This window comes from Tepidiphilus margaritifer DSM 15129 (genome assembly GCF_000425565.1).
GTDB lineage: Bacteria > Pseudomonadota > Gammaproteobacteria > Burkholderiales > Rhodocyclaceae > Tepidiphilus > Tepidiphilus margaritifer.
In genome coordinates this window covers 178,660-202,503 of record NZ_KE384397.1, presented here as the reverse complement: position 1 = coordinate 202,503, position 23,844 = coordinate 178,660, and the positions used below count along the sequence as shown (strand labels likewise).

26 protein-coding genes and 1 riboswitch are annotated in these 23,844 nt (G+C 65.9%); of the genes, 9 read left to right on the top strand and 17 right to left on the bottom strand.

The annotated features are described in order from the left end of the window. Positions 1-114 precede the first annotated feature (114 nt). Positions 115-504 (top strand): tautomerase family protein, encoded by a 390-nt coding sequence (locus H607_RS0109660; protein ID WP_028875268.1) that lies wholly within the window; start codon positions 115-117, stop codon positions 502-504. Here H607_RS0109660 and bluB read toward each other — a convergent pair. Genes bluB through H607_RS0109595 form a run of 13 tightly spaced genes read right to left on the bottom strand, consistent with a single transcriptional unit; the run spans position 488 to position 11,313 of the window. After that, a complete protein-coding gene (gene bluB / locus H607_RS12535; RefSeq protein ID WP_051240810.1) occupies positions 488-1,195 on the bottom strand; it encodes a 5,6-dimethylbenzimidazole synthase in 708 nt (235 codons plus the stop codon). The genes H607_RS0109660 and bluB overlap by 17 nt on opposite strands. Continuing rightward, on the bottom strand, positions 1,192-2,508 hold the full coding sequence (locus H607_RS12530; protein ID WP_037990275.1) for a cobyrinic acid a,c-diamide synthase CobB: 1,317 nt from the start codon (positions 2,506-2,508) through the stop codon (positions 1,192-1,194). The genes bluB and H607_RS12530 overlap by 4 nt, the downstream gene beginning before the upstream one ends. Further along, on the bottom strand, positions 2,502-3,104 hold the full coding sequence (gene cobO / locus H607_RS0109645; RefSeq protein ID WP_028875267.1) for a cob(I)yrinic acid a,c-diamide adenosyltransferase: 603 nt from the start codon (positions 3,102-3,104) through the stop codon (positions 2,502-2,504). The genes H607_RS12530 and cobO overlap by 7 nt, the downstream gene beginning before the upstream one ends. Further along, complete coding sequence (gene cobJ, locus H607_RS12525) at positions 3,097-4,056, bottom strand: precorrin-3B C(17)-methyltransferase (protein ID WP_083962015.1); 960 nt, start codon at positions 4,054-4,056, stop codon at positions 3,097-3,099. Before cobJ ends, cobO begins: the two co-directional genes overlap by 8 nt. Further along, positions 4,053-4,445, bottom strand: a complete 393-nt coding sequence (locus tag H607_RS0109635) for a cobalamin biosynthesis protein (RefSeq protein WP_028875266.1) — start codon at positions 4,443-4,445, stop codon at positions 4,053-4,055. Before H607_RS0109635 ends, cobJ begins: the two co-directional genes overlap by 4 nt. Beyond that, complete coding sequence (locus H607_RS0109630) at positions 4,442-5,182, bottom strand: cobalamin biosynthesis central domain-containing protein (protein WP_028875265.1); 741 nt, start codon at positions 5,180-5,182, stop codon at positions 4,442-4,444. Before H607_RS0109630 ends, H607_RS0109635 begins: the two co-directional genes overlap by 4 nt. Further along, complete coding sequence (gene cobI / locus H607_RS0109625; protein ID WP_037990260.1) at positions 5,179-5,940, bottom strand: precorrin-2 C(20)-methyltransferase; 762 nt, start codon at positions 5,938-5,940, stop codon at positions 5,179-5,181. The genes H607_RS0109630 and cobI overlap by 4 nt, the downstream gene beginning before the upstream one ends. After that, the gene (locus H607_RS0109620; protein WP_028875263.1) at positions 5,937-7,220 is read right to left on the bottom strand and encodes a bifunctional cobalt-precorrin-7 (C(5))-methyltransferase/cobalt-precorrin-6B (C(15))-methyltransferase; all 1,284 of its coding nucleotides are present in this window, start codon (positions 7,218-7,220) and stop codon (positions 5,937-5,939) included. The genes cobI and H607_RS0109620 overlap by 4 nt, the downstream gene beginning before the upstream one ends. Next, positions 7,207-8,340 carry a cobalt-precorrin-5B (C(1))-methyltransferase gene (locus tag H607_RS0109615; RefSeq protein WP_028875262.1) on the bottom strand — a complete coding sequence of 378 codons (1,134 nt, stop codon included), beginning with the start codon at positions 8,338-8,340 and terminating at the stop codon, positions 7,207-7,209. Before H607_RS0109615 ends, H607_RS0109620 begins: the two co-directional genes overlap by 14 nt. Then, entirely contained in the window at positions 8,337-9,002 is a 666-nt protein-coding gene (locus H607_RS0109610) for a precorrin-8X methylmutase (protein ID WP_037990253.1), read from the bottom strand. Before H607_RS0109610 ends, H607_RS0109615 begins: the two co-directional genes overlap by 4 nt. 9 nt (positions 9,003-9,011) lie before the next feature. Beyond that, complete coding sequence (locus H607_RS12520; protein WP_051240809.1) at positions 9,012-9,842, bottom strand: sirohydrochlorin chelatase; 831 nt, start codon at positions 9,840-9,842, stop codon at positions 9,012-9,014. After that, positions 9,839-10,633, bottom strand: a complete 795-nt coding sequence (cobM, locus tag H607_RS0109600; RefSeq protein ID WP_028875260.1) for a precorrin-4 C(11)-methyltransferase — start codon at positions 10,631-10,633, stop codon at positions 9,839-9,841. Before cobM ends, H607_RS12520 begins: the two co-directional genes overlap by 4 nt. Further along, positions 10,633-11,313, bottom strand: coding sequence for an energy-coupling factor ABC transporter permease (locus tag H607_RS0109595; protein WP_028875259.1), 681 nt, complete (start codon positions 11,311-11,313; stop codon positions 10,633-10,635). Before H607_RS0109595 ends, cobM begins: the two co-directional genes overlap by 1 nt. A 121-nt stretch (positions 11,314-11,434) precedes the next feature. After that, positions 11,435-11,648: riboswitch (cobalamin riboswitch) on the bottom strand. A 57-nt stretch (positions 11,649-11,705) separates the two neighbouring features. Here H607_RS0109595 and H607_RS13495 point away from each other — a divergent pair. The 4 genes from H607_RS13495 (at position 11,706) to leuE (ending at position 14,614) form a co-directional block, all read left to right on the top strand. Then, positions 11,706-11,951, top strand: coding sequence for a hypothetical protein (locus H607_RS13495; RefSeq protein ID WP_169393602.1), 246 nt, complete (start codon positions 11,706-11,708; stop codon positions 11,949-11,951). Between the two features lie 522 nt (positions 11,952-12,473). Further along, positions 12,474-12,932, top strand: a complete 459-nt coding sequence (locus tag H607_RS0109590; RefSeq protein ID WP_028875258.1) for an AtaL-like protein — start codon at positions 12,474-12,476, stop codon at positions 12,930-12,932. Then, the gene (locus tag H607_RS12515; protein WP_051240808.1) at positions 12,929-13,861 is read left to right on the top strand and encodes a recombination-associated protein RdgC; all 933 of its coding nucleotides are present in this window, start codon (positions 12,929-12,931) and stop codon (positions 13,859-13,861) included. The genes H607_RS0109590 and H607_RS12515 overlap by 4 nt, the downstream gene beginning before the upstream one ends. A 90-nt stretch (positions 13,862-13,951) precedes the next feature. Then, positions 13,952-14,614, top strand: coding sequence for a leucine efflux protein LeuE (gene leuE, locus H607_RS0109580; protein WP_028875257.1), 663 nt, complete (start codon positions 13,952-13,954; stop codon positions 14,612-14,614). 16 nt (positions 14,615-14,630) lie between these two features. Here the strand turns inward: leuE and gyrB are convergent, their stop codons facing one another. From gyrB to dnaA, 3 genes are read right to left on the bottom strand one after another with little or no spacing between them, the layout of a single operon-like run. After that, the gene (gyrB, locus tag H607_RS0109575; protein WP_028875256.1) at positions 14,631-17,120 is read right to left on the bottom strand and encodes a DNA topoisomerase (ATP-hydrolyzing) subunit B; all 2,490 of its coding nucleotides are present in this window, start codon (positions 17,118-17,120) and stop codon (positions 14,631-14,633) included. A gap of 58 nt (positions 17,121-17,178) precedes the next feature. Then, on the bottom strand, positions 17,179-18,294 hold the full coding sequence (gene dnaN, locus H607_RS0109570; protein ID WP_028875255.1) for a DNA polymerase III subunit beta: 1,116 nt from the start codon (positions 18,292-18,294) through the stop codon (positions 17,179-17,181). A 25-nt stretch (positions 18,295-18,319) separates the two neighbouring features. Then, positions 18,320-19,822 (bottom strand): chromosomal replication initiator protein DnaA, encoded by a 1,503-nt coding sequence (dnaA, locus tag H607_RS0109565; RefSeq protein ID WP_028875254.1) that lies wholly within the window; start codon positions 19,820-19,822, stop codon positions 18,320-18,322. Positions 19,823-20,069: 247 nt separating this feature from the next. Between dnaA and H607_RS0109560 the strand changes: the two genes are divergently transcribed. The 4 genes from H607_RS0109560 to H607_RS0109545 are packed head-to-tail and all read left to right on the top strand — an operon-like array spanning position 20,070 to position 23,076. After that, entirely contained in the window at positions 20,070-20,849 is a 780-nt protein-coding gene (locus H607_RS0109560; protein WP_028875253.1) for an ABC transporter substrate-binding protein, read from the top strand. Positions 20,850-20,876: 27 nt separating this feature from the next. Then, positions 20,877-21,566 carry an ABC transporter permease gene (locus tag H607_RS0109555; protein WP_028875252.1) on the top strand — a complete coding sequence of 230 codons (690 nt, stop codon included), beginning with the start codon at positions 20,877-20,879 and terminating at the stop codon, positions 21,564-21,566. After that, a complete protein-coding gene (locus H607_RS0109550) occupies positions 21,563-22,261 on the top strand; it encodes an ABC transporter permease (RefSeq protein ID WP_028875251.1) in 699 nt (232 codons plus the stop codon). The genes H607_RS0109555 and H607_RS0109550 overlap by 4 nt, the downstream gene beginning before the upstream one ends. A 50-nt stretch (positions 22,262-22,311) precedes the next feature. Next, positions 22,312-23,076, top strand: coding sequence for an ABC transporter ATP-binding protein (locus tag H607_RS0109545; protein WP_028875250.1), 765 nt, complete (start codon positions 22,312-22,314; stop codon positions 23,074-23,076). Positions 23,077-23,083: 7 nt separating this feature from the next. Here H607_RS0109545 and yqeC read toward each other — a convergent pair whose 3' ends face one another. Next, the gene (gene yqeC, locus H607_RS0109540; RefSeq protein WP_028875249.1) at positions 23,084-23,842 is read right to left on the bottom strand and encodes a selenium cofactor biosynthesis protein YqeC; all 759 of its coding nucleotides are present in this window, start codon (positions 23,840-23,842) and stop codon (positions 23,084-23,086) included. Positions 23,843-23,844 lie beyond the last annotated feature (2 nt).

The window sequence follows — 23,844 nt, the reverse complement described above, 5'->3', positions numbered from 1 at the left end:
CCGAGCCGAGCGGAAAAGTCCCAAGATTGTAACCGCTTGGCGCTTTTTCCCGCGACGACTAGAATCGACCTGCCCCCTATGGGCCCAATCCCCTACTTCCTCAAGGAATTTTTCATGCCCTTGCTCAAGTTCGATCTCATCGAAGGGCGCAGCGAAGAAGAACTGCGCACCCTCCTCGACGCTGCCCACCGCGCCATGGTCGAAGCCTTCGGCGTCCCCGAACGGGATCGCTACCAGTGTGTGACGCAGCACCGCCCTGGAGAATTGGTGCTCGAAGACACGGGCCTGGGTTACCCGCGTTCATCGCGGGTGGTCCTGCTCACCGTGGTATCACGCCGCCGTAGTGAGGAAAAGAAAGTCGCTTTCTACCGCCTCCTCGCCCGCTACCTCGAAGAACGCTGTGGCCTGTCGCCCGACGACCTCATCGTCTCCATCGTGGAAAACGGCGATGCCGACTGGTCCTTCGGGCGGGGCCGGGCGCAGTTTCTCACCGGGGAGTTGTGACCTCCTCATCATCGTTCCAGCCGGCAGCCTCGCTTGGCCAGAAATTCTCGGCGAATACTTCGGCAAGTGGGCGTCGGCTGGCCCAATGGACTTCTTCCAGCATCGGCCGCGGATAGAAAGAGGCCACATGGCCGAGGCAAAGTATGGCCATGGGTTTGGCCCCTTCCGGCATCCGCAACAAATTCGCCAAACGCTGCGGGTCGAATAGCGACACCCAGCCCATCCCCAACCCTTCGGCACGGGCTGCGAGCCATAGGTTCTGGATCGCACAGGATAGTGAAGCCACGTCCATCTCCGGCAGGGTCCGCCGACCGAATACATGCCGCTCCCGCCCCGGAGCAAGGGCAACGACGAAGATCTCGGCGGCTTCGAGGATCCCTTCCACCTTGAGGCGCAGGAATTCCTCACTCCGCTCGCCCATGGCCCGGGCCGTCGCTTGGCGCTCTTCCTCGACCAGGCGATGGATCGCTTGCCGCAAAGCACGGTCGGTGATGCGCAGAAAACGCCAAGGCTGCATGTAACCCACGCTGGGCGCCTGATGCGCCACCCACAGCAGCCGGTGCAGAATTTCGGGATCGACCGGGTCGGGTAGAAAATGGCGCATGTCGCGACGCTCGGCAATGGCGCGGTACACCGCCTCGCGCTCCGCCTCGGGAAAGCGATGAGGGGAAGGCGGAAAAGGAAAGCTCATATCGCTCTCCACGTCGTGGAGTCGGTCATCGATCCAAAAAGTGCCGCCGTCGCCACCGGGTTCGACGGAAAATAGAAGTGCATGTAGCTCGCCGTGAGCCGACCGTGACGGTAAATCGCCTCGCCACCGGTGCCGCGGGTCTTGCGCGCAAGGGTGAGCGGCGCGAGCGTCGTCTCGAACGTGGAGTAGTGGAAGGTGTGGCCGGTGAGGCGCCCCTCGGGGAGATCCCCTTCCAGCACGCCGAGGCCGGCGAGCCTCGATTGCATGCGCGCCTGGCCTGGAATCAGACCGAACATCGGCCAGGACCGGCCCGCGACATCGACGAGGGTCTCGGCGCAGGCGATCATGCCGCCGCACTCGGCGAGTACTGCCTTGCCCGCCTGCACGTGGGCGGCGAGTGCCGCGGCCATCGGGCGATTGGCGGCGATCGCCGCCGCGTGCAGCTCGGGGTAACCACCGGGCAACCAGACGGCATCGCACGGCGGCAGGGCGGAGTCCGCGAGCGGGGAGAAGAAGACCGTGTGGGCCCCGAGCGCGTGCAGGGTCTCAAGGTTCGCTGGATAAAGGAAACAAAAAGCGGCATCGCGCGCCACCGCCACCGTCTGGCCGGCGAGGAGCGGCGGAAGGGACGATGGGGCATCTGCCGGCAGAAAGGCGACCGGCGGCGGCAGCGCTGCGGCCTCGGTCTGGCCGATGGCCTCGGCCATGCGATCCAGTCGCGTTTCCAGGTCGACGATCTCGGCGGCAGGCAGGAGCCCCAAATGGCGCTCGGGAAGAGTCATCGCCTCGTCGCGCGGCAAATACCCCGCCCAGGCGATGTCCTCGGGCAGCGTGTCGCGGCACAGCCGCGCGTGCATGGGGCTGCCGATGCGGTTGGCGAGCACGTGGGTGATCGGTGCCCCTTCGCGGTAGTGCTTCAATCCCCAGGCCACGGCGCCGAAACTGCCGGCCATGGCGCTCGCATCGATGACGAGCAGGATGGGAAGATGCAGGCGACGCGCGAGTTCGGCGGCGCTGGGCTCGCCGTCGTGCAACCCCATCACGCCTTCGACGAGGAGGAGATCGGCGTGCCGTGCCGCACGCGCGAGGCGCCAGCGGGCATCTTCTTCCCCGGCCATGCGAAAGTCGATCGTCTCGCAAGGCGCACCCGAGGCGAGTTCGTGGATCTGCGGATCGAGAAAATCCGGCCCGCATTTGAACACGCGCACCCGTCGCCCCTGGCGCGTGTGCCAGCGCGCGAGCGCCGCTACCACGGTGGTCTTGCCGTGGCCGGAAGCCGGCGCGGCGACGAGCCAGGCGGGACAGTTCACCATTCGATCCCCGGCATGGCCTTCACCCCCGCCTGGAAAGCGTGTTTGACGAGCCCCATCTCGGTGACGGTGTCGGCCGCTTCGACCAACGCCGCCGGCGCAGCACGGCCAGTGACGATGAGGTGCTGATGAAACGGGCGCGCGCGAAACACCGCCAGCGCCTCTTCCAGGTCGAGCCAGCGGTACTTGAAGGCATAGGTGAGCTCGTCGAGGATCACGAGCGCCACGCCGGGATCGGCAAGCGCGGCGCGGGCCGTTTCCCAGGCGGCGCAGGCGGCGGCTGCGTCGCGCGCCGGGTCCTGCGTCTCCCAGGTGAATCCCTCGCCCATCACGTACCAGCGCACCGCCGGATGGCGGCGGAAGAAGGCTTCCTCGCCGGTGTCGGAGCGACTCTTGACGAACTGTACGACGACGGCGTTCATCCCGTGCCCCAGGGCGCGGGCGAGCATACCGAACGCAGCGCTCGATTTTCCCTTGCCGTTGCCGGTGTGGAGCAGAAAGACTCCGCGCTCGAGCGAGGCCCGGGCGATGCGCTCCTCGATCACCGCTTTTTTGCGCTGCATGCGGGCGCGATGGCGCGCCGTGTCTTCTTCAGTCATCGGCATCTTCCTCGGCGAGCAGGGCGGCGAGATAGTCTTCCGGCAGGGCGTAGCGCCGTGCGAGGCTCGCCGGGCTCTCGCCGCTTGCGCGGATCTCGCGCAGCCAGCCTTCGAGGCCGCTCGAGAGGGAACGGCCGGCCTGCTCGCCGTCGCGCGCCTGGCGTTCGCCCTCTTCCAGGACGTATTTCTCGCCATAGCCGCGCGGCGTCACCATCAGGCCGTGGCGCACGAAGGTGCGGGAATTGCCCACCAGCACCGTCGAGAGCATGCCGATCTCGGCCTCGGCCATGCGCTCGAGCGTCGTCAGTTCGATGCGCTGTTTGGGCCGGTAGGCGGATTTGACGATGGCGACCGGCGTATCGGGCGCGCGATGGCGCAATAGCAGCCGTTGGGCCTCGACGATGTGCCTCGTGCGCCGTCCGCTCTTGGGATTATAGAGGGCGACGACGAAATCGGCGGCGGCAGCAGCCTCGAGCCGCCGGGCGATCACCGGCCAGGGGGTAAGCAGGTCGGAGAGCGAAATGGCGCAGAAATCGTGCGTGAGCGGCGCGCCCACCAGGGCGGCGCAGGCGTTGATGGCCGAGGCGCCCGGGACGATCTCCACCGCCACGTCGCCCTCGGGCTGCCATCCGGCGGCGAAGAGCACCTCGAAAGTCGGCCCGGCCATGCCGTAGACCCCGGCGTCGCCCGACGAGATGAGCGCCACCGTCTTGCCCTGGCGGGCACGCTCGAGCGCCTCCACCGCCCGGTCGAGCTCCTCGGTCATCGACTTGCGGATCACCTCCTTGCCTTCGAGGAGCGGCGCCACCAGGCGGACGTAGGTGACGTAGCCGATCACGGTGTCGGCCTCGGCGATGGCCTGCCGCGCTCGGGCGCTCATGTGCGCCTCGCTGCCGGGGCCGATGCCCACCAGGAAGATCTTGCCGCGCGCGGCGGCCTCGGTTCCGTTCATGACATCCTCGCGATCGAGACGGTGGCGTTGCGGCCGTCGGGGCCGCGGTATCGGTGTTTTTCCACGATCAGGGCTTCCATGCCGGCGCCGGCGGCGAGCAGCGCCGCCGCCTCGGCCACCGAAGGCGTGCCGGTGTGGCGGCGCACGACTTCGGAAGGGTGCGGCACCGGCACTGCCGCCAGTTCCTCGGGGGAATAGAAGCGCAGCGGACGGGAGAGACGCGCGGCAAGGGCAAGCAGGCCCGGCTCGTCGGCCTTGAGGGTGATGCTGGCAAGGAGAACGATCGCCTCGGACGAAAGGCCAGCTTCTGCAAGCGCCTGCGAAAGCGCCGCCTCCAGCGTGGCGAGCGAGGTACCGCGATCGCAGCCGATTCCCACGGCAACTTTCATGATTCCTCCGGCGGACGATAGATCACACGCCGCCCGGCCCACCGAGGGTGATCCTCGGCGCGCCCTTCGCGGGTGATCCACAGCAGGGCAGCATATCGGTTCGGATCGGCCTCCTCCAGCCGATCGAGCCTGACGAGGTTCTCCGGCAGCGGGCCGCTGCGCCCGTTGGCGTGGCCGCGCCACCAGTCGGTACTACCCGCTTCCTGCACCAAGGCCACCGGCTCGTCGTTGACCACGGCGGCGCTGCAGTGCACGATCTCGTCGTGGCTCGCCTCGAAGCGCCAGCCAAGCTCGCGCCCGAGCAGATCGACGCACAGGGTTTCGCGGGAATCCGATGCCGTGGTGAGCACGGCCGTAGCCCCCAGCGCGAGCGCCAGATGCCCGGCGAGCGCATTCGCCCCGCCCAGATGCCCCGAGAGCACGGGAATGACGAAACGCCCTGCCTCGTCGAGCACCACCACCGCCGGATCCTGCTCCTTGTCGCGCAGATGCGGCGCGATGAGCCGCACCACCGCCCCCAGCGAGACGATGGCCACGATCGCATCGAAGGCGGCAAAGAGCGCCGGGATCTGCTCGCCCGTCTTGCCCTCGTAGCACTGCGCCCTGCCTGGAGCCGCCCGCTGCGCCAGTTCGGCGAATTTGGCCGGAGCGAAAACCCGGGCGCCGGGCAGCGCCGCCGCCACCCTGCCCGCCAGCGCGAGGCCGTGTTTGGTGATCGCCACCACCGCGCATCTCATGACGGCACCTCCAGCGGTTTCTTGCGGCAACCGCGCCGCAGCTCGCCACGCGGCAAACCCTGCTGGCGCACGATCAAGAGCGAGAGGTAATTCACTTTTTCTCCCGTGAGCGTGGCCACGTCCCGGACGAGACGCTGCTCGGGCGCACCGACTTTCTCGCAAAAAAACGTCTGCCCGAGCAAGTCACGGCGGGCAAGGAGCGTCAGGATCTCGTCGAGCAGGGGTTTGACCTTGAGCAGCACCACGGTGTCGAACTCGTCGAGCAGATGATCGATCACGCCGATGCCGTAGGCGGCCGGAATCACGGCCACCCGATCGTCCTCCTCGGCGAACGGCACGCCGGCCGCGGCGGCCGCGGCGAGGAAAGAAGGGACGCCGGCGACGGTTTCGATCGTGCAGCCCGGTGCGTGCGCCTTGAGCGTACGGGCCAGATGCCCGAACGTGGCGAACGTAGAGGCGTCCCCCTCCACCAGGAAGACGAATTCGGACGTCTCCCGCGCCAGCTCGATCACTTGCTGCGCCGCCCGCTGCCAAGCGCGCTCGAGCACTTCCGCTTGGCGCGTCATGGGGAAGACGAGGGGCACGGCGTCTTCGGGCACGGCGAGGCCCGCGCGGCGCACGATGTCGAGGGCGTAAGATTCGCCGCCGCTTCGCTTCACCGGATAGAGCCAGCGAGCGTCGCTCGTGAGCGCCTCCCAGGCACGCCGGGTGATGAGGCCCGGATCGCCCGGGCCGAGCGAAACACCGGTGAGTTTCATTCTCCCTCCTTGGCCACGGTCACGATCCACACCGGGTTCTGCGCGGCGAGCCGGTGCATGTCGAGGATGGGTTTGCTGCGGCTCGCCTGCAGCTGCACCACCTCCCAGGGAAAACCCGAGGAACGCACCGCCGCTATCGCGGTAGCGAGATTCTCCAGCGTCACGAAGTTCATCACCAGGCGGCCGCCGTCCTTGAGCCGTGCGAGCGCGAGCGCGATCAGCTCGGGCAGCTCTCCGCCCGATCCGCCGATGAACACCGCATCCGGCGCCGGCCACGCGTCCAGACCCCGCGGCGCCCGTCCCTCGACGAGGACGTAGTTGGCCACGCGCAGGCGGCGGGCGTTCTCGCGGGCATTGGCCACCTCGGCGGCGTTCTTCTCGATCGCCCACACTTCCCCCTCGGGGCACAGACGGGCGCACTCCAGCCCCACCGAACCGGACCCCGCGCCGATGTCCCAGACGCAGGCATCGGGTCGCAACCGGAGCTTCGCCAGCGACAACGCCCGCGCTTCCTGCTTGGTGATGAGCCCCTTCTCCGGCGCCCGCTGGGCGTATTCCGCGTCTTCCAGGCCGAAGAGCGGCGCTTCCCCGCCGTGGCGCTCGATGAGCACCACGTTGGGATCGGGAAACTCCCTTCGCGCCGCTTCTTGCGGCGTGAGCGGCCCGAAGAGCGCCTCGTCGGCGAGCAGCAAACGGCTCGCCACCCGCATCCGTATCTCTTCGCCATAGCCGCAGTCGATGAGGGCGCGGGCGATGCGTGCCGGACCGTTCTCCGGGCTGGTGAAGACCGCCACACGCCTCGCCTGGGCCACGGCGCGCAGTACCGGCGACAGCGGATGCCCCGGACCCGCCGCAAAAGACCAGTCGCCCGCGTCGCGCGCATGGCAACTGGCGATGCGCACCTCCTGCCACGGCAGCTTCCAACGGGCAAAGGCGAGCTGCAGGGTCGAGACGGCCGGCAACACCGCCACCCGCGTCTCCCCCAGGCGGGCGATCAACCACGGGGCCAGGCCGTGGCACAGCGGATCGCCCGTGGCGAGCACCGCCACTTTCCGCCCCCTGCCGAGCGCCTCTTCCACCCAGCGCGGCACTTCGGCCAAAGCGCCGTCGAGCGCGCGCCATTCGCGACCTTCCGGCAGGTGCGGGCGCACGAGGGCGAGGGTGCGCTCCGCGCCGATCACGAGTTCGGCCTCGTGCAGGCAGCGGCGGGACTCCTCTCCCAGACCTTCCCAACCGTCGTCGAGGATGCCGATCACGGCACAACGTTCAGGCACATTCATCTTCTTCTACCCGACAGATCGCCTGCCCTTCGAAATCGCACACCAGCACCGTGAGGTGATACTCGCCCGGATGATCCGCCTTCAGACGACGGATCGCGCGCATGGCCACGGCCCGGTGAAACGGCACCGCCAGCCCCAGCTCGGCCAGCCGTTCGGCACCAAAACGCGCCGTCTCGGCAGCGCGGATCTCTTCGACCACCGCCTCGGGCGCGCCCACTTCGCGGGCAGCCTCGGCGAGCAGATCGCGATCGACCTCGGCCTTCCACGCATGCGTCACCGCCAGCCCCTGGCACATCTTGGTGAGCTTGCCGATCATCGCTCCCACGCAGACATGGCGCACGCGCCGGGCGATCGCCGCGCGAAACGCCGCCTTGACGAAATCGCCCATCTGTACGAAAGCCGCCTCGGGCAGATGCGGCAACTGGCGCATGGCGAACTTCTCAGTGCGCCCCCCGGTGGTGAAGACCACCGTGTCGCAACCCTGCGCCACCGCCACGTCCACGGCCTGTACCACGCTCGCGCGAAACGCCGCCGTCGAATAGGGGCGCACGATGCCGGTGGTGCCGAGAATCGAAATGCCCCCCAGGATTCCCAGACGGGCGTTGAGCGTTTTCTTCGCCATCTCCTCGCCGCCGGGCACCGAGATCCTCACCGCCAACCCGTCGGTGCGCAACAGTGCTTCCGCCACCGCCTGCACGTTCTCGGTGATGTTGCGCCGTGGCACCGGATTGATCGCCGGCCCCCCCACCTCCAGGCCCAATCCCGGCTTGGTCACCACGCCCACGCCTTCGCCCCCCTCGAGGGCGATCACGCCGGCGCGCCCGGGCAAGCGCCGCACCTCGACCGTCAAGTGCGCCCCGTGGGTGGCATCGGGATCGTCGCCCGCATCCTTCACCACCACCGCCCGACACGCGTCGGCGTCGAGGAACACGGTCTCATGCACGGGAAAGCGCACGATCTGCCCGTTGGGCAGACGGCACTCGATCTCGGTGGGCCGCTCGCCGGAGACGAGCGCCCAAGCCGCCGCCCGTGCCGCGGCCGCCGAACACGCCCCGGTGGTAAAGCCGGTGCGGTTGCCGCGTTTCTTCGGCACACTCTTGCGGATCTTCTCCTCGCTCACACGGCCCCTTCTTCCTCCGCGAGCGCGAGCAAGGCATGCAGTGCCGCCACGACGAGGGTGGATCCCCCCTTGCGCCCGCGAATGGCGATCCACGGCACTTCCTGCTGCGCCATCAACCGTTCCTTGGATTCGGCGGCCGAGACGAAACCCACCGGCATACCCAGTACCAGTGCCGGCCGCACGCCCTCTTCCTCGATGAGTCGAACCACCTCGATCAGCGCGGTCGGGGCATTACCGACGGCGACGATCGAGCCTTCGAGCAAGCCCAAGCGGTGCGCCTTGCGCATCGCCTCGACCGCCCGGGTGCCGCCGTTCGCTTTCGCCGCCGCGATCACGTCTTCATCGGCGATGAACTGATGCGCCGTCATGCCGAAATGCGACAGGCGCGGGCGCGACAGCCCCACGCAGATCATCTCCACGTCCGCCACCACGGGCGTGCCCCCCCGGCGGATCGCCGCGATCCCCGCCTCGATCGCCTCGGGGTGAAAGAACGTCAACCCGTTGAACTCGAAATCGGCACTCGCGTGGATCATGCGCCGCACCACCGGCCACTGCGATGCGGCATAGCAATGCGCTCCCCCCACCTCGGCATCGATGATGGCGAAAGAATCGTGCTCGATCGCGCGCCCCAAGGCCGTGAGCTGTTCGGTGATCGCCGTCATGATCCTCCCTCATCCGTGATGATGCGCATGAGCATGTTCGTGGGCCGCGGCGGCGCGGTATTTGCAGCCGTCGCACTCCAGCATCCCCTCTCGCTCCCCGTTCGTCACCCGCGATTCCAGCAACGCCACGAGGCGCTCGTCGAAACCGAAATGACGCGCCAGCGCGAACGCCACCGTAGGATATTGTCGCCGCAGGCGCTCCACCTGCGCCCCGATTCGCTCGATCAGCACTCCGGTGAAGAGATACACGGGAACGATGGCGATCTGCATCATGCCGAGTTTCACCTGCCGCGCCACCACCGTCTCCAGACGCGGCCAGGTGATGCCGGTAAAGGCGAGATCGACCAGCTCGTGGTCATTGGCCTCGAACACCCAGCGCGCCATTTTCGCGAGTTCGGCGTTCCCTCCCGGATCCGACGAACCGCGTCCGAGCAAAATCACGCCCGTGGTGGCCGGATCGGGCACGTCCAGTTCCCGCAATGCCTCCTGCAGCCGCTGCTGGATGAGCGGGAAAAGCTCCGCTCCCATACCCAGATGCCTGCGCGCCACGAAGTGCACCTGCGGGTGGCGCGCCCGCGCCCGCTCGATCGCCTCAGGCAGTTCCATCTTCACGTGCCCGGCCGCGTTGAGGATGAGCGGTACCACCACCACCTCGCGCGCGCCTTCCGCCGCCCGATCGAGCCCTTCGTCGAGCAGGATTTCGGCATGCTCGATGAAACACAGTTCGATGCGCCATTGTGGCCGCATCTGCCGCCAGCGCGCCACGAATTCCGCGGTCTCGACGTTTCCCGTCGCCTCGCGCGACCCATGCGCCACCACCAGCACCGTGCGTTCGTTCATGTGTCGCATTCCTTCGTCTTTGCTTTGCGCCAGCGATGCGTAAAGGAAGGGTCGTAGAGCTTGCTGCGTGCCAAATCCGGCCACGACGCCGCCCCCAGCGTGGGGCCGACCACGATCATCGCCTGACTCACGATTCCCGCCTCTCGACACGCCCGGCGCAATTCCCCCAGCGTGGTGCGCACGATGCGCTCCTCGTCCGCCCAGCTTGCCTTGTGCACCACCAGCACCGGCGACGCTTCCGCCCAACCGGCCGCGCGCAAACCCCGCTCGACCTCGGCGAGCCGCGTGATCGAGAGAAAGAGACAGATCGTGCTGCGGTGCGCCGCGAGAGACTCGAGCTCCTCACCCGGCGGCATGGGCGTACGCCCAGCCACCCGGGTGAGGATCACCGTCTGCGTCACTTCGGGCAAGGTCATCGATTCTCCCGCGGCCGCCATCGCCGCCATCGCCGAAGACACTCCAGGCACCACTTTCCAGGAAATGCCCGCCGCCGTGAGCGGCCGGGTGAGCTCGATGAGCGCCCCATAGAGGGTGGGGTCGCCCGTCTGCAGGCGTACCACCGTCTCGTGCGCCTTCGCCGCGGCCACGAGCCACTCGGTCATCTCCTCGAGCGTCATGTCTTTCGAATCGCGGATGAGGCAACCCGGCGGCGCGTAGCGCGTCGCCGCCGCATCCACCAACGACCCGGCGAAGAGCACGGCACCGGCGCGCTCGAGCAGCTTCTTGCCCTTGAGGGTGAGGAGCTCCGGATCGCCGGGGCCAGCCCCGACGAACCATACCGTCCCCGGCATCAGACCCGACCCATGAAGAGTCGCCGCTGCAACAGCAGGGATTCCCGCCCGCGATGCCAAGCCTTGGCCGCCGCGAGCACCGCCAGGTCGATGAGCGGCTCGACGAGCACCACCGACAAGTAGGCCGCGCCGAACGAAGCGACCTGCTCGAGGTTATCCGCCCCCAGACCTTGACCGTAGAGCGCCCAGAACGCCACCCACGACACCACGCCCCCCTGGTAGGCGAGCGACAGGCGCAGCACGTCGCGATAACGCAGATCGACGTAAGGCGTGTGCGGCGCCACGATGCGCCGCGCCAGGAGCGCAGTGGCGAAGAGCGGTACGAGCAAGGTGGTCACGTTCATGCCGAACTGCGGCAGATCGGCGGGCGCGAAGAACATCCCTTGGGCGAAGAGCCCGCCGGCGAGCCCCAGAGCCGCCGCCGCAGGGCCGAAGAGCAGCAACAGGGTGGACCCCAGGATGAGGTGGACCTCGGACACGCCCACCGGTTGGTGCGGCAAGACCTCGAAGAAACAGAACACGAGGAAGGACGCCACGACGGTGCGCAACGCGAGCGCCGCCACCCCGTCCTTTTTCACCGCCTTGGCCGAGAGCAAGAGCGCCGCCCCCAAGCTCGCGGCCGCAGTGGCATGACCCAACAAGAGTTTGGCGCCCGTGACGACGCCTGGTTCGATATGCATGACCCGTCTCCTTTGCGAAGGCTTCGCCAAGACGAGCCGCACGAGGAGAAAGGGCCTGAGGAAAGGGGAAGAGAGAAAGACCGCCCCGAACCGTCAGCCAAACCCACACCCCGGGGCTCGCACCAACTACGCACTTCGGGCCGGTCTTCTGGCTCGCCGTCATCCGGTTCACGCGCCTTCCCATGCCGTTGAAGGCACAGTGGCCGATGCGCTTCCCGTCAGGCTCACAGCAGCGGGGGCTGCGCCGGAATGGCAGGACGATGCCCGCTTCACCGGCTTCCCGTTTCACCCGTTCCCAAGACGTCGGAGCGGGCACCCGAAGTAAAAACAAGATACACCGCCGCCGCGCACGATGTCAACGCCATGGACTCCAGCCCTCCTTCCTGTGGATCATGAAGAAACCCAGGCAAGTCCTTGAGCGGATTTATCTCATTTCGGGATTTTCACAAAATTATCCACAAGCCTGTCCCGAATCTGAGGCGGGTTTGTCCGCCGTCCTCCGCCAGCCCGCCGACGGTGCATGGATGCAAGGACTTCCCGGTAATCGTTTGTGGATCAATGGGAAATTTCCTCATGAGGTTGATTTCCTCCCCAAACCATCCACCACTCATCCCAAGGTTTCCCCAAAGTTTTCCTGACGGGGAAACGTACGGATGTCTTGGACGGCCAGAAGTTATCCACAGATTTGGAGGAAACATTGTTTACATGGTTTTTTGTTTACTTGATTTGGTTGTTAACCCCCATTCCGTTTGGCCAAATCAACCATGAAGAAAGAAAGGTTTTTTACTTCCTGCTAAAAACCATTTTTAAATTGATGTTTTTCTGTGACCGATACGCCACAGTGGACAAGGCGAGGGGAAACCGTGGGAAAGTTTGGGGAAAACTCCCCGTTTTTTCTGGATCCAGGAAAGCATTCGTCTACATCACACCGCTTGCAAGCCCACCATTCCCCTCGTTCACCATAAAGAAAAATTCAGCAAAATCATAGTTTTTCATTAGTTTTCCACAGAACCCTGTCGAGCGTAGTAAACACTAGAGGTTTTTATAAAAGATCTGTGTACAACTACCGATCACGGCGTTCCCGTCCAGCTGTCCGCTACCCCTTGCCCTCGTCGCCCCTTGCCCCTAGACTTCCCTGCAACCTCCAAGGGAACGTCGTCGTGCACTTCGAACACCGCCTGTTCTTCGCTCCGGAAGAAGCACTCGATGTTGCTGCAGTCTGGCAAGGATTGGCAACGCGCATCGAGCATCCGCAGGAATTCGTCCTGGGGATGACCGGTTGCGACATCCTGGAGCGAGGCCCGGCGCACGTGCTGCGCCGCCTGCACTTCGGCCCCGACAGCTACCGTGATCGCGTCGAGTGGGAAGAGGGAAAACGCCTGCGCTTCGTCGTCGAACCCCAGGGCGGCCGGCCCGGCGGAACCTTGGAGATCTCGCTCGTCATCGAAGGCGAACGCCTGGGGCTGAATTTCCGCTACGACACCACCCTGGACGAGACCTTGCTCGCGCCCGACGGACGACCCGTAGCCGAGTGGCTTGCCCAGGCCTACGCCGCCGCTGATGCCGACACCATGGCGCGCATCGTCGCGATCGCACGCAAGAAACGAGGGAAAGCATGATCGAATTCAAGAACCTACGTCTCTATCGCTGGGACGGTCCGGAAGGGCGAACTTACTGGAACGAGCTCTTCCTCCGTCGTCCCTTCCTGCCGGTCGGGCCGCAGAACGAAACGAGTGAAGGCTGGGCGCCGCCCTTCGGTGATGACGAAGCGATTGCGGACGTAGGGGGGCACTGGCTGGCGCATTGGGTGCGCGAGGAGCGCCTCCTGCCGGCGAGCGTGGTCAAAGCCGAGGCCGAACAGCGCGCCGAGGCGATCGCCGACGAACGAGGCTATCCCCTGTCGCGCAAAGAGCTGCGCGAGCTGCGTGAAGCCATTCGCGCCGAGTGGCTACCGCGTGCCTTCACGCGGCGTCGGCGCGTGCCGGTGTGGATCGATCCGCGCGAGGGATGGTTCGCCGTCGATGCCGGCAGCCTTACGCTCGCCGAACGGGTGATCGACACGCTGCGCGCCACTGCCGAGCGCTTTCCCTTGAAACCCTGGCGTACCCGGCTCGCCCCCACGTCGGCGATGGCCGACTGGCTGCTCGCGGCAGAGGCTCCAGGCCCCTTCTCGCTCGAAGACGAAGTCCAGCTCGAGGCGCAGGACGACAGCCGCGCCCTCGTGCGCTATGCCCGCCTGCCGCTCGGCGAAGGCAGCGTCGCCGCCGAGATCCGCTCCCACCTCGCGGCCGGCAAGCGCCCGACGCGGCTCGCGCTCGCCTACGCCGATCGGTTGAGTTTCGTGCTCACCGCCGACGGGGCGCTCAAACGCCTCACACGCACCGACGCGGAGAACGAGACGACGGGCGAGGCGCGCGACGCCCGCGAGCGCTTCGAGGGACGGTTCTACCTCTTCGCCGAAACCTTGCGTTCCATGTTGCCGGCGCTCTCGGACGCGCTCGGCGGGGAACTCGGCGAAGGCGTAGAGCAGGGCGCAAAAGCGTCCTAATGGCAAAGCCGATTCGGGGAATCCCCGATTACGGACAGTTCCTTTATGGACTAGGATGAGACCATCTTTTCTTTCATTTCGGGTCGCGCCATGTCGTTCGGTATCGTCGACTATCCCACCTTCCTGCTCGGCACCATTTTCATCGTGCTTCTGCCGGGGCCCAACTCGCTCTACGTCATGACCACGGCCTCGCGCCACGGCTGGCGTGCCGGCGCACGGGCGGCGCTCGGGGTAGTGGCGGGGGATACGGTGCTGATGTTCGCGGCGGTGTTCGGGGCCGCGTCGCTCTTGAAACTCGTGCCGGCGCTCTTTCTCGGCCTGCGGCTCGCGGGGGCGGTTTACTTGTGCTGGATCGGCATGCAATTGATGCGCGCCGCCTGGCGGGCGAGCCAGGCCCTGCGCCGCGGCGAGGCGATCGCCGCGCCCGAAGAAGAAGTGCGTACGGGGGCTTTGCACCCCTTCCGTTCGGCCTTGCTCATCAGTCTGATGAACCCAAAAGCCATCCTCTTCTTCTTTTCCTTCTTCATCCAGTTCGTCGACCCGCAGGCGGGTCATCCGCTGCTCGCTTTCCTGGTGCTGGGTGTGTCGGTGCAGCTGTGCAGCATGACCTACCTCGCCACGCTGGTGCTTGCCGGCGCCAAGCTCGCCGCAGCCTTCCGCCGGCGCCGGCGGCTCGCCATCGGCGGCACCGGCGCAGTCGGAGCGCTCTTCGTTGCCTTCGGGATGAAACTCGCGACGGCGAGCCTCGACTGAGGCGCCGTCGCCGGGCTCACACGTCGATGTTGCGGGCGTAGAGCGCGTTCGTCTCGATGAAGGCGCGCCGCGGCTCGACCTGCTCGCCCATCAGGGTGGTGAAGATCTCGTCGGCAGTGATGGCGTCGTCGATCTGCACGCGCAGCAGGCGCCGCACTGCCGGATCCATCGTCGTCTCCCACAGCTGCTCGGGGTTCATTTCGCCCAAACCTTTGTAGCGTTGTTTGACGAGGTTGCGTTCGACCTCGGCGATGAGCCACTGCACGGCTTCGGCGAAGCTGACTACCGGTTGGCGTTTTTCGCCCCGGCGCACCTGCGCGCCGGGGCCGACGAGATCGGCCAGCGTCCGGGCGGCCTCGCGGATGAGGTGCCAGTCGTGTGAGGCGAGAAAGTCGGGGTCGATGCGCGAGCGCCGGGCGTTGCCGTGGTGCATGCGCGTGAGCTCGAGCACCCACTCCTCGTTCGTCTCGTCGAATACGGCTTCGACCTCCAGGGCGCCGTCGAGCACGGCGCGCAGCCGCTCGGCACTCGCCAGGGCCGCTTCCTGGCTGGAGAGGTCGAGGACGACGTCGTTGGCGAGCAGCGTGCGCAGCGCCTGCGCGTCGATGCGCGCGGCGTGGCGTGCGATGAGCGATTCGGCCAGCAAATACTGGCGCGCCAGACCGGCGAGCGTTTCGTCGCGCAGCGGCTCGGCGCCTTCGCGCGGCAGCAGTTCCGCCCCGTCGAGGGCGAGTTTGAGCAGGTGCTGCTGCAGCTCCTGGTCGTCCTTGAGGTAGAGCTCGGTCTTGCCGTGCTTGATCTTGTAGAGCGGCGGTTGGGCGATGTAGATGTGGCCGCGCTCGACGAGCTCGGGCATCTGCCGGTAGAAGAACGTGAGCAGCAGGGTGCGGATGTGGGCGCCGTCGACGTCGGCGTCCGTCATGATGATGATGCGGTGGTAGCGCAGCTTCTCCGGCTTGTATTCATCCTTGCCGATGCCGGTGCCCAGCGCCGTGATGAGGGTGGCGATCTCCTGGCTTTGCAGCAGCTTGTCGAAGCGCGCCTTCTCGACGTTGAGGATCTTGCCCTTGAGCGGCAGGATCGCCTGGAATTTGCGGTCGCGCCCCTGCTTGGCCGAGCCCCCGGCCGAATCCCCCTCGACGAGGAAGAGCTCGCACAGTGCCGGATCCTTTTCCTGGCAGTCGGCGAGCTTGCCGGGAAGCCCCACGCCGTCGAGCAGCCCCTTGCGCCGCGTCATCTCGCGCGCCTTGCGGGCGGCTTCGCGCGCACGCGCCGCTTCCACGATCTTGCCGCAGATAATCTTGGCGTCGTTGGGGTTTTCCAGCAGGAACTCGGCGAGTTTGGCCGAGACGATCTCCTCGACCGCTGGGCGTGCCTCGGAGGAGACGAGCTTCATCTTCGTCTGGCTGGCGAACTTCGGGTCGGGCATCTTCACCGAGAGCACGCAGGCGAGGCCCTCGCGCATGTCGTCGCCCGTGATCTCGACCTTGGCTTTCTTCGCGATCTCCTGCTCTTCGATGTAGCGGTTGATGACGCGCGTGAGCGCGGCGCGCAAGCCGGTGAGGTGCGTTCCGCCGTCGGGCTGCGGGATGTTGTTGGTGTAGCACAGCACCTGTTCCTGGTAGCTGTCGTTCCACTGCATCGCCACCTCGACGGCGATCTCGACCTCGTGCCCCACGTCTTGCGGCACCTTCACCACTCCCTGGGCATGGAAGACATGGGGATGGATGGGCTGCTTGTTGCGGTTGAGGTATTCGACGTAGCCGCGCACTCCGCCGGAGAAGGCGAAATCCTCCTCCTTGCCGGTTCGCTGGTCGATGAGCTTGATGCGCACGCCGTTGTTGAGGAATGAGAGCTCGCGCAGGCGTTTGGCGAGAATTTCATAATGGTATTCGACGGTGCCGAAGATCTCTTCGTCGGCGAGCCAATGCACTTCGGTGCCGCGCTTGGTGGTCGGCCCCAGTTCACGCATCTTGCGCACGGGGATACCGTCGATCACTTCCTCGTCGAACACTGCCGGAACGCCGCGATGGAACTCCATGAAATACTTCTTGCCGTCGCGCCGCACCGTGAGCCGCAGCCATTTGGAGAGCGCGTTGACGCAGGACACGCCCACGCCGTGCAGCCCGCCGGAGACTTTGTAGCTGTTCTGGTTGAACTTGCCCCCGGCGTGCAGCACGCACATGACGATTTCGGCGGCGCTGCGCTTGGGCTCGTGTTTGTCGTCCCACTTGATGCCGACCGGGATGCCGCGTCCGTTGTCGACCACCGACACGGAGTTGTCGGCGTGGATCGTCACCACGATCTCGTCGCAGTAGCCGGCAAGCGCTTCGTCGATGGCGTTGTCGACCACCTCGAACACCATGTGGTGTAGCCCGGTGCCATCGGAAGTATCGCCGATGTACATGCCGGGACGCTTGCGTACGGCCTCCAGCCCTTCGAGCTGCTGGATGGCGGATTCGTCGTAGGTTTCACTGGGGGTTTTTTTCTGCACGTCTCGGCTCATGACGGAAATTCGTTCCTCGTATCGATAAAATGTCTGACAGATTTTTCTTGCTGCGGTTCTACAGGCGCATCGGCATCACGACGTATTCGAAGCCTTCGTCCTCGGGGACGGTGATGAGGGCGGCGGCGTTGCCGTCCTTGAGCGACAGATGTACGACCTCGTTGGTGAGCGCGCCCAGTACGTCGAGCAGATAGCCGACGTTGAAACCGATTTCCAACGGTTCGCCGTCGTAGGCGATCTCGATCTCCTCGACCGCTTCTTCCTGTTCGGCATTGTGGCTCGACAGGCGCACCAGCCCCGGGGAAAAAGAGAGTTTGACCGGGCGGATTTTGTCGCTGGCAAGGATCGCCACGCGCTGCAAGGCTTGCTGCAGCTCGGTGCGCACGAAGGAGACGCGGATGGGGTGCCCTTGGGGAATGACGCGACGAAAATCGGGAAAGCGCCCGTCGATGATCTTGCTGAGGAATTCGGTGTCTTTGAAACGGAACACGATCTGCTTGTCGGCGATGCGCACTTCCACCGTGTCGTCGGAATCGGTGAGCAGCCGCTGCAGTTCGCCTACCGCCTTGCGCGGCACGATGGCTTCGCGTGCGCTCGCCAAGGGTTCGGTTAGCGGCTGGGCGCAGTGAGCCAGCCGGTGGCTGTCGGTGGTGACCACGTCGAGCCGATCCCCTTCGGCGACGAAGAGCATGCCCACGAGATAGTAGCGGATGTCCTGCTGCGCCATGGCGTAGGAGGTGAGCGCGATGAGGCGGCGCAGCTCGCGCTGGGTAAGCCGCATGGGCACGTCTTCACCCTCCGGAGGGGCAAGGCGGGGGAATTCCTCGGCCGGCAGCGCCTGCAGGGTGAAACGGCTGCGACCGCAGCGCAGGACGAGGCGGCTCTCGCCGTCGCGCTCGAGCCGTATCACCGCGCCTTCGGAAAGGCTGCGCAGAATGTCGAGCAGTTTTTTCGCGTTGACGGTGAGCCGCCCCGTTTCGCCCGGCAGCGCACTCGCGTCGACGTGGACGGCGAGCTGCATCTCGCCGTCGGTGGCGATGAGTCCGAGGCGGCCGGCGTCGCGCTCGAGCAGCACGTTGGCGAGAATGGGTTTCGTTTGGCGTTTTTCGACCACACCGCTCGCGGCCAGCAGCGGTTGCAGCAGCTGGTCGCGGGTCGATTCGAGAAAGAGCATCGGGCCTCTCCTGAAATGATAGTCTTCAGCCGCGCAGGACCTGCAGCAGCACGTGGACGTCGTGGTTGAGTTGGGGGTCGGTCAGACGCAGCTCGTTGATCGTGCGGTAAGCGTGCAGCACCGTCGTGTGGTCACGCCCGCCGAAGGCCTCGCCGATGGCCGGCAGCGACAGCGGCGTGAGCTCCTTGGCGAGCCACATCGCCACTTGCCGGGGGCGAGCCACCGCCCGCGTTCGCTTCTTCGAGTGCATGTCGGCGACCTTGGTCTTGTAGTAGTCGGCCACCGTCTTCTGGATGTGTTCGACGGTGAGCTGCCGGTTGTAGGCGTGCAGGATGTCCTTGAGCGCCTCCTTGGCCAGCTCCAGCGTGATCGGCTGGCTGTGGAAGTTGGCGAAGGCCACCACCTTGTTGAGCGCGCCTTCGAGTTCGCGCACGTTCGAGCGCAGGTTCTTGGCGATCAAGAAGGCTATGTCGTCGCCCACCTGCACGCCCAAGAGTTGCGCCTTCTTCTGCACGATGGCCACCCGCATCTCGAGCTCGGGCGGCTCGATCTGCACCGTCAGGCCCCAGTCGAAACGCGAGATGAGCCGATCTTCCAGCCCTTGAATGTCTTTGGGATAGGTATCGCAGGTGATGACGATCTGCTTGTGCGCCTCGGTGAGGGCGTTGAAGGCATGGAAGAACTCTTCCTGCGTGCGTGCCTTGTTCTGGAAGAACTGGATGTCGTCGATGAGCAGCACGTCGAGCGAGCGGTAGTAGCGCTTGAAGGCATCGAAGCTCTTCTGCTGGTAGGCTCGGACGACGTCGGCGTAGTAGTCCTCGGCGTGGACGTAGCGGATCACCATGCGCGGGTCGGTGCGGAAGATGGCGTTGCCGATGGCGTGGATGAGGTGCGTCTTGCCCAGGCCGACGCCGCCATAGACGAACAGCGGATTGTAGGAGGCGCCGGGGTTGTGCGCCACTTGCATGGCCGCGGCGCGGGCGAGGTCGTTGGCCCGGCCGGTGACGAGGGTGTCGAAAGTCGCCGCAGGGTTGAGCCGCGTGCGCTCGTAGAGCGCTTCGAGGGTCGAGGACGGGGCGGTGTCCCCGGCGAGCGGCGGCGTACGGCGTTTCGGGGCGCTGCGGGCGGGGCGGGGCTTGGGTTCGGCGGTGCTTTCCTCTGCCGGTGCCGCGGCAGGGGGGGATTCCTGAGCCGCCGCCTCGGACGTCTCGGTGGCGGGGGTCGCTGAAGGGGCTTCGGCGGATGCGGTACGGGAGGGACGCGACGGCGTTCCCCCTTTGGCGGCGGCGCCCAGCTGCAGTTCGGCCTGGGCGATGCCGAGCTCGGCGAGATGTTCGGCGATCTTGGACCAGTAACGCTCACGCACCCACTGCAGGATGAAGCGGTTGGGTGCGAGCACGCGCAGCCGCACCCCTTCGCCGCCTTCTTCGGGTTCGGCACTCAGGGCACGGATCCAGGTGTTGTATTGCTGCGCCGGCAGCGAGGCACGCAGACGCTCGCAGCAGGCGGTCCACGCTTCGTGACTCAAGGGGAAGGCCCTCTGGACGGATTGACGACGTTGTAAGGGGTATTCTAACCCGTCCACGCCGAAAGGAGAGTTATCCACAGGACGGGCGAAATCGCGGCCCGAGGGGCAGCCCAAGCCAAGGTATTGGTAAAATGAGCGGCCTTTATCCCCGAAGCCCTTCTTCGGCCGACTGGGGGAAACTTACGGGCGTGACATCGATCGATGCATCGATGCGTTTTTTCCACACCTCCCTGTGAAGGAGCCTGTCATGAAAAAGCTCTTCTCGTTGTTCGGCGTGATCCTGTGGGTGCTCGCTTCGGGGGCGGCGATGGCCGAGGACAAGCCCTTGCGCATCGGCATCGAGGCTGCCTATCCTCCCTTCGCCTACAAAACGCCCGATGGCAAGCTCGCCGGTTTCGACTACGACATCGGCAACGCCCTGTGCGAGGAGATGAAGGTCAAGTGCCAGTGGATCGAGCAGGAGTTCGACGGGCTGATTCCCGCGCTGAAGGTGCGCAAGATCGATGCGGTGATCTCTTCGATGTCGATCACTGACGAGCGCAGGAAATCGGTCGATTTCAGCAAGAAGTACTACTACACCCCCGGCCGCCTGGTGATGAAGGCGGGCAGTGAGGTGAAGGATCCCCTTGTCGACCTGAAAGGCAAGAAAGTCGGCGTGCAGCGCGCCACCATTTTCGACCGCTACGCCACCGACGTCTTCGCTCCGGCCGGCATCGAGGTGGTGCGCTACGCGTCGCAGGAAGAAGTCTTCCTCGATCTCGCCGCCGGGCGCATCGACGCTTCGCTCGCCGACGCGGTCAGCATCCAGCAAGGGTTTCTCCGTACCGATGCCGGCAAAGGGTTCGCCACGGTGGGGCCGGCCTTCACCGACCGGAAGTATTTCGGCGACGGTATCGGCGTGGCGGTGCGCAAGGGCGACACGGCGCTGGTGGAGAAATTCAACGCCGCCATCGACGCGATCCGCGCCAACGGCAAGTACCAGGAAATCGCGAAGAAATACTTCGACTTCGACATCTATGGCGAGTGAGGCGACCGAGCCTCTTGGAGGTGGCCGATGAGCGGCGGCTATTGGTTCACCATCGTCGAAGGCAGCTGGCTGACGCTGCGCCTGGCGCTGTGTTCCATGGCGCTGGCCGTGGCGCTGGGGCTCGCGGGGGCGGGGGCGCGGCTCTCGCCGCTGCGTCCGCTCGCTTGGCTCGGTGAAGCCTACGCCACCGTGATCCGCGGCATCCCGGATCTGGTCATGATCCTGCTGGTGTATTTCGGCGGTCAGGATCTCGTCAATCGCGCCGCGGCGCTCGTCGGCCATGAAGACTACGTCGACATCGACCCGTTCGCCGCCGGCGTGGCCACCTTGGGTTTCATCTTCGGCGCCTACCTGTCGGAGACCTTCCGCGGCGCTTTTCTCTCCATTCCCAAAGGGCAGGCCGAGGCCGGGTTCGCCTACGGCATGAGCCGCTGGCAGGTGTTTCGCCGCATCCTGTGGCCGGAGACGGTACGCCTGTCGATTCCCGGCATCGCCAACAACTGGCTGGTGCTCATCAAATCCACCGCGCTCGTGTCGGTGCTGGGCCTGCCGGACATGATGTTCCACGCCAAACAGGCGGGGGACGCCACGCGCCAGCCCTTCACCTATCTGCTGCTCGCCGGGGTGCTCTACTTGGCGATCACCAGCGTGTCGCTGCTTGCGCTGCGCGTGATCGAGAAACGCTTCTCCCTGGGCGTACGGGAAGTGCAGCTGTGATCCTCGATTTTTCCGTCATTTGGGAAAACTTTCCCCAGTTCCTGCACGGCGTGCGCGTCACGCTGCAGCTGCTCTTCGTGTCGCTCGCCGTGGGGTTCGTCTGGGCGGTGCCGCTCGCGCTGATGCGGGTGTCGGGTTCGCCCTGGCTCAATCTGCCCGCCTGGTTCTATACCTACGTGATCCGCGGCACGCCCATGCTGGTGCAGCTCTTCCTCCTCTATTATGGGGTGGCGCAGTTCGAGGCCGTGCGCGCGAGCCTGCTGTGGCCCTGGCTGTCGGACGCCACTTTCTGCGCCTGCCTGGCGTTCGCCATCAACACTTCCGGCTATACCGCCGAGATCATCGCCGGTTGCCTCAAGACCACGCCGCCGGGCGAGATCGAAGCGGCCCGCGCCGCCGGCATGTCGCGTCTGCAGATGTACCGGCGCATCCTCCTGCCTTCGGCATTGCGCCGGGCGCTGCCGCAGTACAGCAACGAAGTGGTGATGATGCTGCACGCGACCAGCATGGCTTCGCTCGTGACGCTCGCCGACATCACCGGCGTGGCGCGCACGATCAGCGCGCAGTATTTCCTACCCTTCGAAGCCTACCTCACCGCCGGTGCCTTCTATCTCGTGCTCACTTTCCTGCTGCTGCAGCTCTTCAAGGCTGCCGAGCGCCGCTGGCTCGCCCACCTGCGGCCGCAGCGCCGCTGAATCATTTTCCTGTCCCTGTCGCCAGACCCGATCCGCAAGGCGAACCATTCATGGTCAAACTCGAAGTCGACGATTTGCACAAGCGCTATGGGGCGCACGAAGTCCTCAAAGGGGTTTCGCTCAAGGCCGACGCCGGTGACGTCATCAGCGTCATCGGTTCGAGCGGTTCGGGCAAGAGCACGTTGCTGCGTTGCATCAACCTGCTCGAGCAACCCAACGCCGGGCGCATCGTGCTCGACGGCGAAGAACTGCGGCTGGTGCCGGCCAAGGACGGTACCCTGCGCGCGGCCGACCGCAAACAGCTGCAGCGCATCCGCTCGCGCCTGGCCATGGTCTTCCAGCACTTCAACCTGTGGTCGCACATGACGGCGCTGGAGAACGTGATCGAGGTGCCGGTGCACGTGCTGGGCGTGCCCAAAAAGGAGGCGATCGAGCGCGCCGAGCATTACCTCGCCAAGGTCGGCGTGGCGCACCGCAAGAACGCCTATCCCTCGCACATGTCCGGCGGCGAGCAGCAGCGCGTGGCGATCGCCCGGGCGCTGGCGGTGGAGCCGGAGGTTATGCTCTTCGACGAACCGACCTCGGCGCTCGACCCGGAGCTCGTCGGCGAGGTGCTCAAAGTGATGCGCGACCTCGCGCAGGAGGGCCGAACCATGATCGTGGTCACGCATGAAATGGGCTTCGCGCGCGAGGTGTCCACGCACGTCATGTTCCTGCACCAGGGGCTGGTCGAGGAAGAGGGCAACCCGCGCGAAGTGCTGGCGCGTCCGCGCAGCGAGCGGTTGCAGCAGTTCCTCTCGGGGAATTTGAAGTGAGGAGCAGTCAGCGCCGCACGACCTCCACGAGATAGCCTGGCTTTCGTAGGCTCGTGAGCACGAAGCGCTCGAAGCGCGGGCAGGCGGCGAGCGTCGACTCGGCGATCGCGCGGGCGGCGGGTAGGAGGCGATCGTCGTCGACCATGTTGAGTACGGGGATCACGCGTTTTCCAGACGTTCCTTGCAATAGCCCGTTTTCATGCGTGTAGAGCGCGACGAAGTCGGGGATTGCCACCGGTTCGCCGAGGGCGCGGCCGGTGAGTGCGGAGACGCGCTCGGGGCGATGCGCGATCGTCTCGGAGAGGGGTTGTCCCAGTGCCTGCAGTGAAAGGATGAGGAGCACCGTGTCGGTCGCCGCGGGCAGGCTCGGTTCGTGCGGCGCAGGGGCTTTGAGGAGCCGCGAGCGGGCCCCGTCGGCCTTCACCAGCGTGAGATCGAACCCGCCCTCGCGGTGCAGTCTGGCGATGCGCTCTCCGGACACGGCCGCTACCCGCCCCGGCTTGTCCGAGGGCGTGGCGTAGGCCACTTTACGCGCACGGCTCGCGCGTACCTTTTCTTCGAGTTCGTCTTCAGGAGCGACGAGGATCTCGGCGCCGAGTTCGGGAGCGAAGTCGGTGATGAAGGTGGTGGTGGTGAGGGCCACGCGTCCGGGGTGGGCGGCGAAGATCTGGTAGAGCGTGGTCTTCTTGCCGCCGGCGCCGACGGCAGCGAGGATGCCGCTTTGGGCGCCCAGTGCCTCGAGGAGTGCGCTCGTGCGTTCGTTCATTG

What these genes read in the sequence shown, in the direction of transcription:
- H607_RS0109660 (WP_028875268.1), top strand. Translation starts at nt 115, where the DNA reads ATGCCCTTGCTCAAGTTCGATCTCATCGAAGGGCGCAGCGAAGAAGAA.
- bluB (WP_051240810.1), bottom strand. Translation starts at nt 1,195, where the DNA reads ATGAGCTTTCCTTTTCCGCCTTCCCCTCATCGCTTTCCCGAGGCGGAG.
- H607_RS12530 (WP_037990275.1), bottom strand. Translation starts at nt 2,508, where the DNA reads ATGGTGAACTGTCCCGCCTGGCTCGTCGCCGCGCCGGCTTCCGGCCAC.
- cobO (WP_028875267.1), bottom strand. Translation starts at nt 3,104, where the DNA reads ATGACTGAAGAAGACACGGCGCGCCATCGCGCCCGCATGCAGCGCAAA.
- cobJ (WP_083962015.1), bottom strand. Translation starts at nt 4,056, where the DNA reads ATGAACGGAACCGAGGCCGCCGCGCGCGGCAAGATCTTCCTGGTGGGC.
- H607_RS0109635 (WP_028875266.1), bottom strand. Translation starts at nt 4,445, where the DNA reads ATGAAAGTTGCCGTGGGAATCGGCTGCGATCGCGGTACCTCGCTCGCC.
- H607_RS0109630 (WP_028875265.1), bottom strand. Translation starts at nt 5,182, where the DNA reads ATGAGATGCGCGGTGGTGGCGATCACCAAACACGGCCTCGCGCTGGCG.
- cobI (WP_037990260.1), bottom strand. Translation starts at nt 5,940, where the DNA reads ATGAAACTCACCGGTGTTTCGCTCGGCCCGGGCGATCCGGGCCTCATC.
- H607_RS0109620 (WP_028875263.1), bottom strand. Translation starts at nt 7,220, where the DNA reads ATGAATGTGCCTGAACGTTGTGCCGTGATCGGCATCCTCGACGACGGT.
- H607_RS0109610 (WP_037990253.1), bottom strand. Translation starts at nt 9,002, where the DNA reads ATGACGGCGATCACCGAACAGCTCACGGCCTTGGGGCGCGCGATCGAG.
- H607_RS12520 (WP_051240809.1), bottom strand. Translation starts at nt 9,842, where the DNA reads ATGAACGAACGCACGGTGCTGGTGGTGGCGCATGGGTCGCGCGAGGCG.
- cobM (WP_028875260.1), bottom strand. Translation starts at nt 10,633, where the DNA reads ATGCCGGGGACGGTATGGTTCGTCGGGGCTGGCCCCGGCGATCCGGAG.
- H607_RS0109595 (WP_028875259.1), bottom strand. Translation starts at nt 11,313, where the DNA reads ATGCATATCGAACCAGGCGTCGTCACGGGCGCCAAACTCTTGTTGGGT.
- H607_RS13495 (WP_169393602.1), top strand. Translation starts at nt 11,706, where the DNA reads ATGAAGAAACCCAGGCAAGTCCTTGAGCGGATTTATCTCATTTCGGGA.
- H607_RS12515 (WP_051240808.1), top strand. Translation starts at nt 12,929, where the DNA reads ATGATCGAATTCAAGAACCTACGTCTCTATCGCTGGGACGGTCCGGAA.
- leuE (WP_028875257.1), top strand. Translation starts at nt 13,952, where the DNA reads ATGTCGTTCGGTATCGTCGACTATCCCACCTTCCTGCTCGGCACCATT.
- gyrB (WP_028875256.1), bottom strand. Translation starts at nt 17,120, where the DNA reads ATGAGCCGAGACGTGCAGAAAAAAACCCCCAGTGAAACCTACGACGAA.
- dnaN (WP_028875255.1), bottom strand. Translation starts at nt 18,294, where the DNA reads ATGCTCTTTCTCGAATCGACCCGCGACCAGCTGCTGCAACCGCTGCTG.
- H607_RS0109560 (WP_028875253.1), top strand. Translation starts at nt 20,070, where the DNA reads ATGAAAAAGCTCTTCTCGTTGTTCGGCGTGATCCTGTGGGTGCTCGCT.
- H607_RS0109555 (WP_028875252.1), top strand. Translation starts at nt 20,877, where the DNA reads ATGAGCGGCGGCTATTGGTTCACCATCGTCGAAGGCAGCTGGCTGACG.
- H607_RS0109545 (WP_028875250.1), top strand. Translation starts at nt 22,312, where the DNA reads ATGGTCAAACTCGAAGTCGACGATTTGCACAAGCGCTATGGGGCGCAC.
- yqeC (WP_028875249.1), bottom strand. Translation starts at nt 23,842, where the DNA reads ATGAACGAACGCACGAGCGCACTCCTCGAGGCACTGGGCGCCCAAAGC.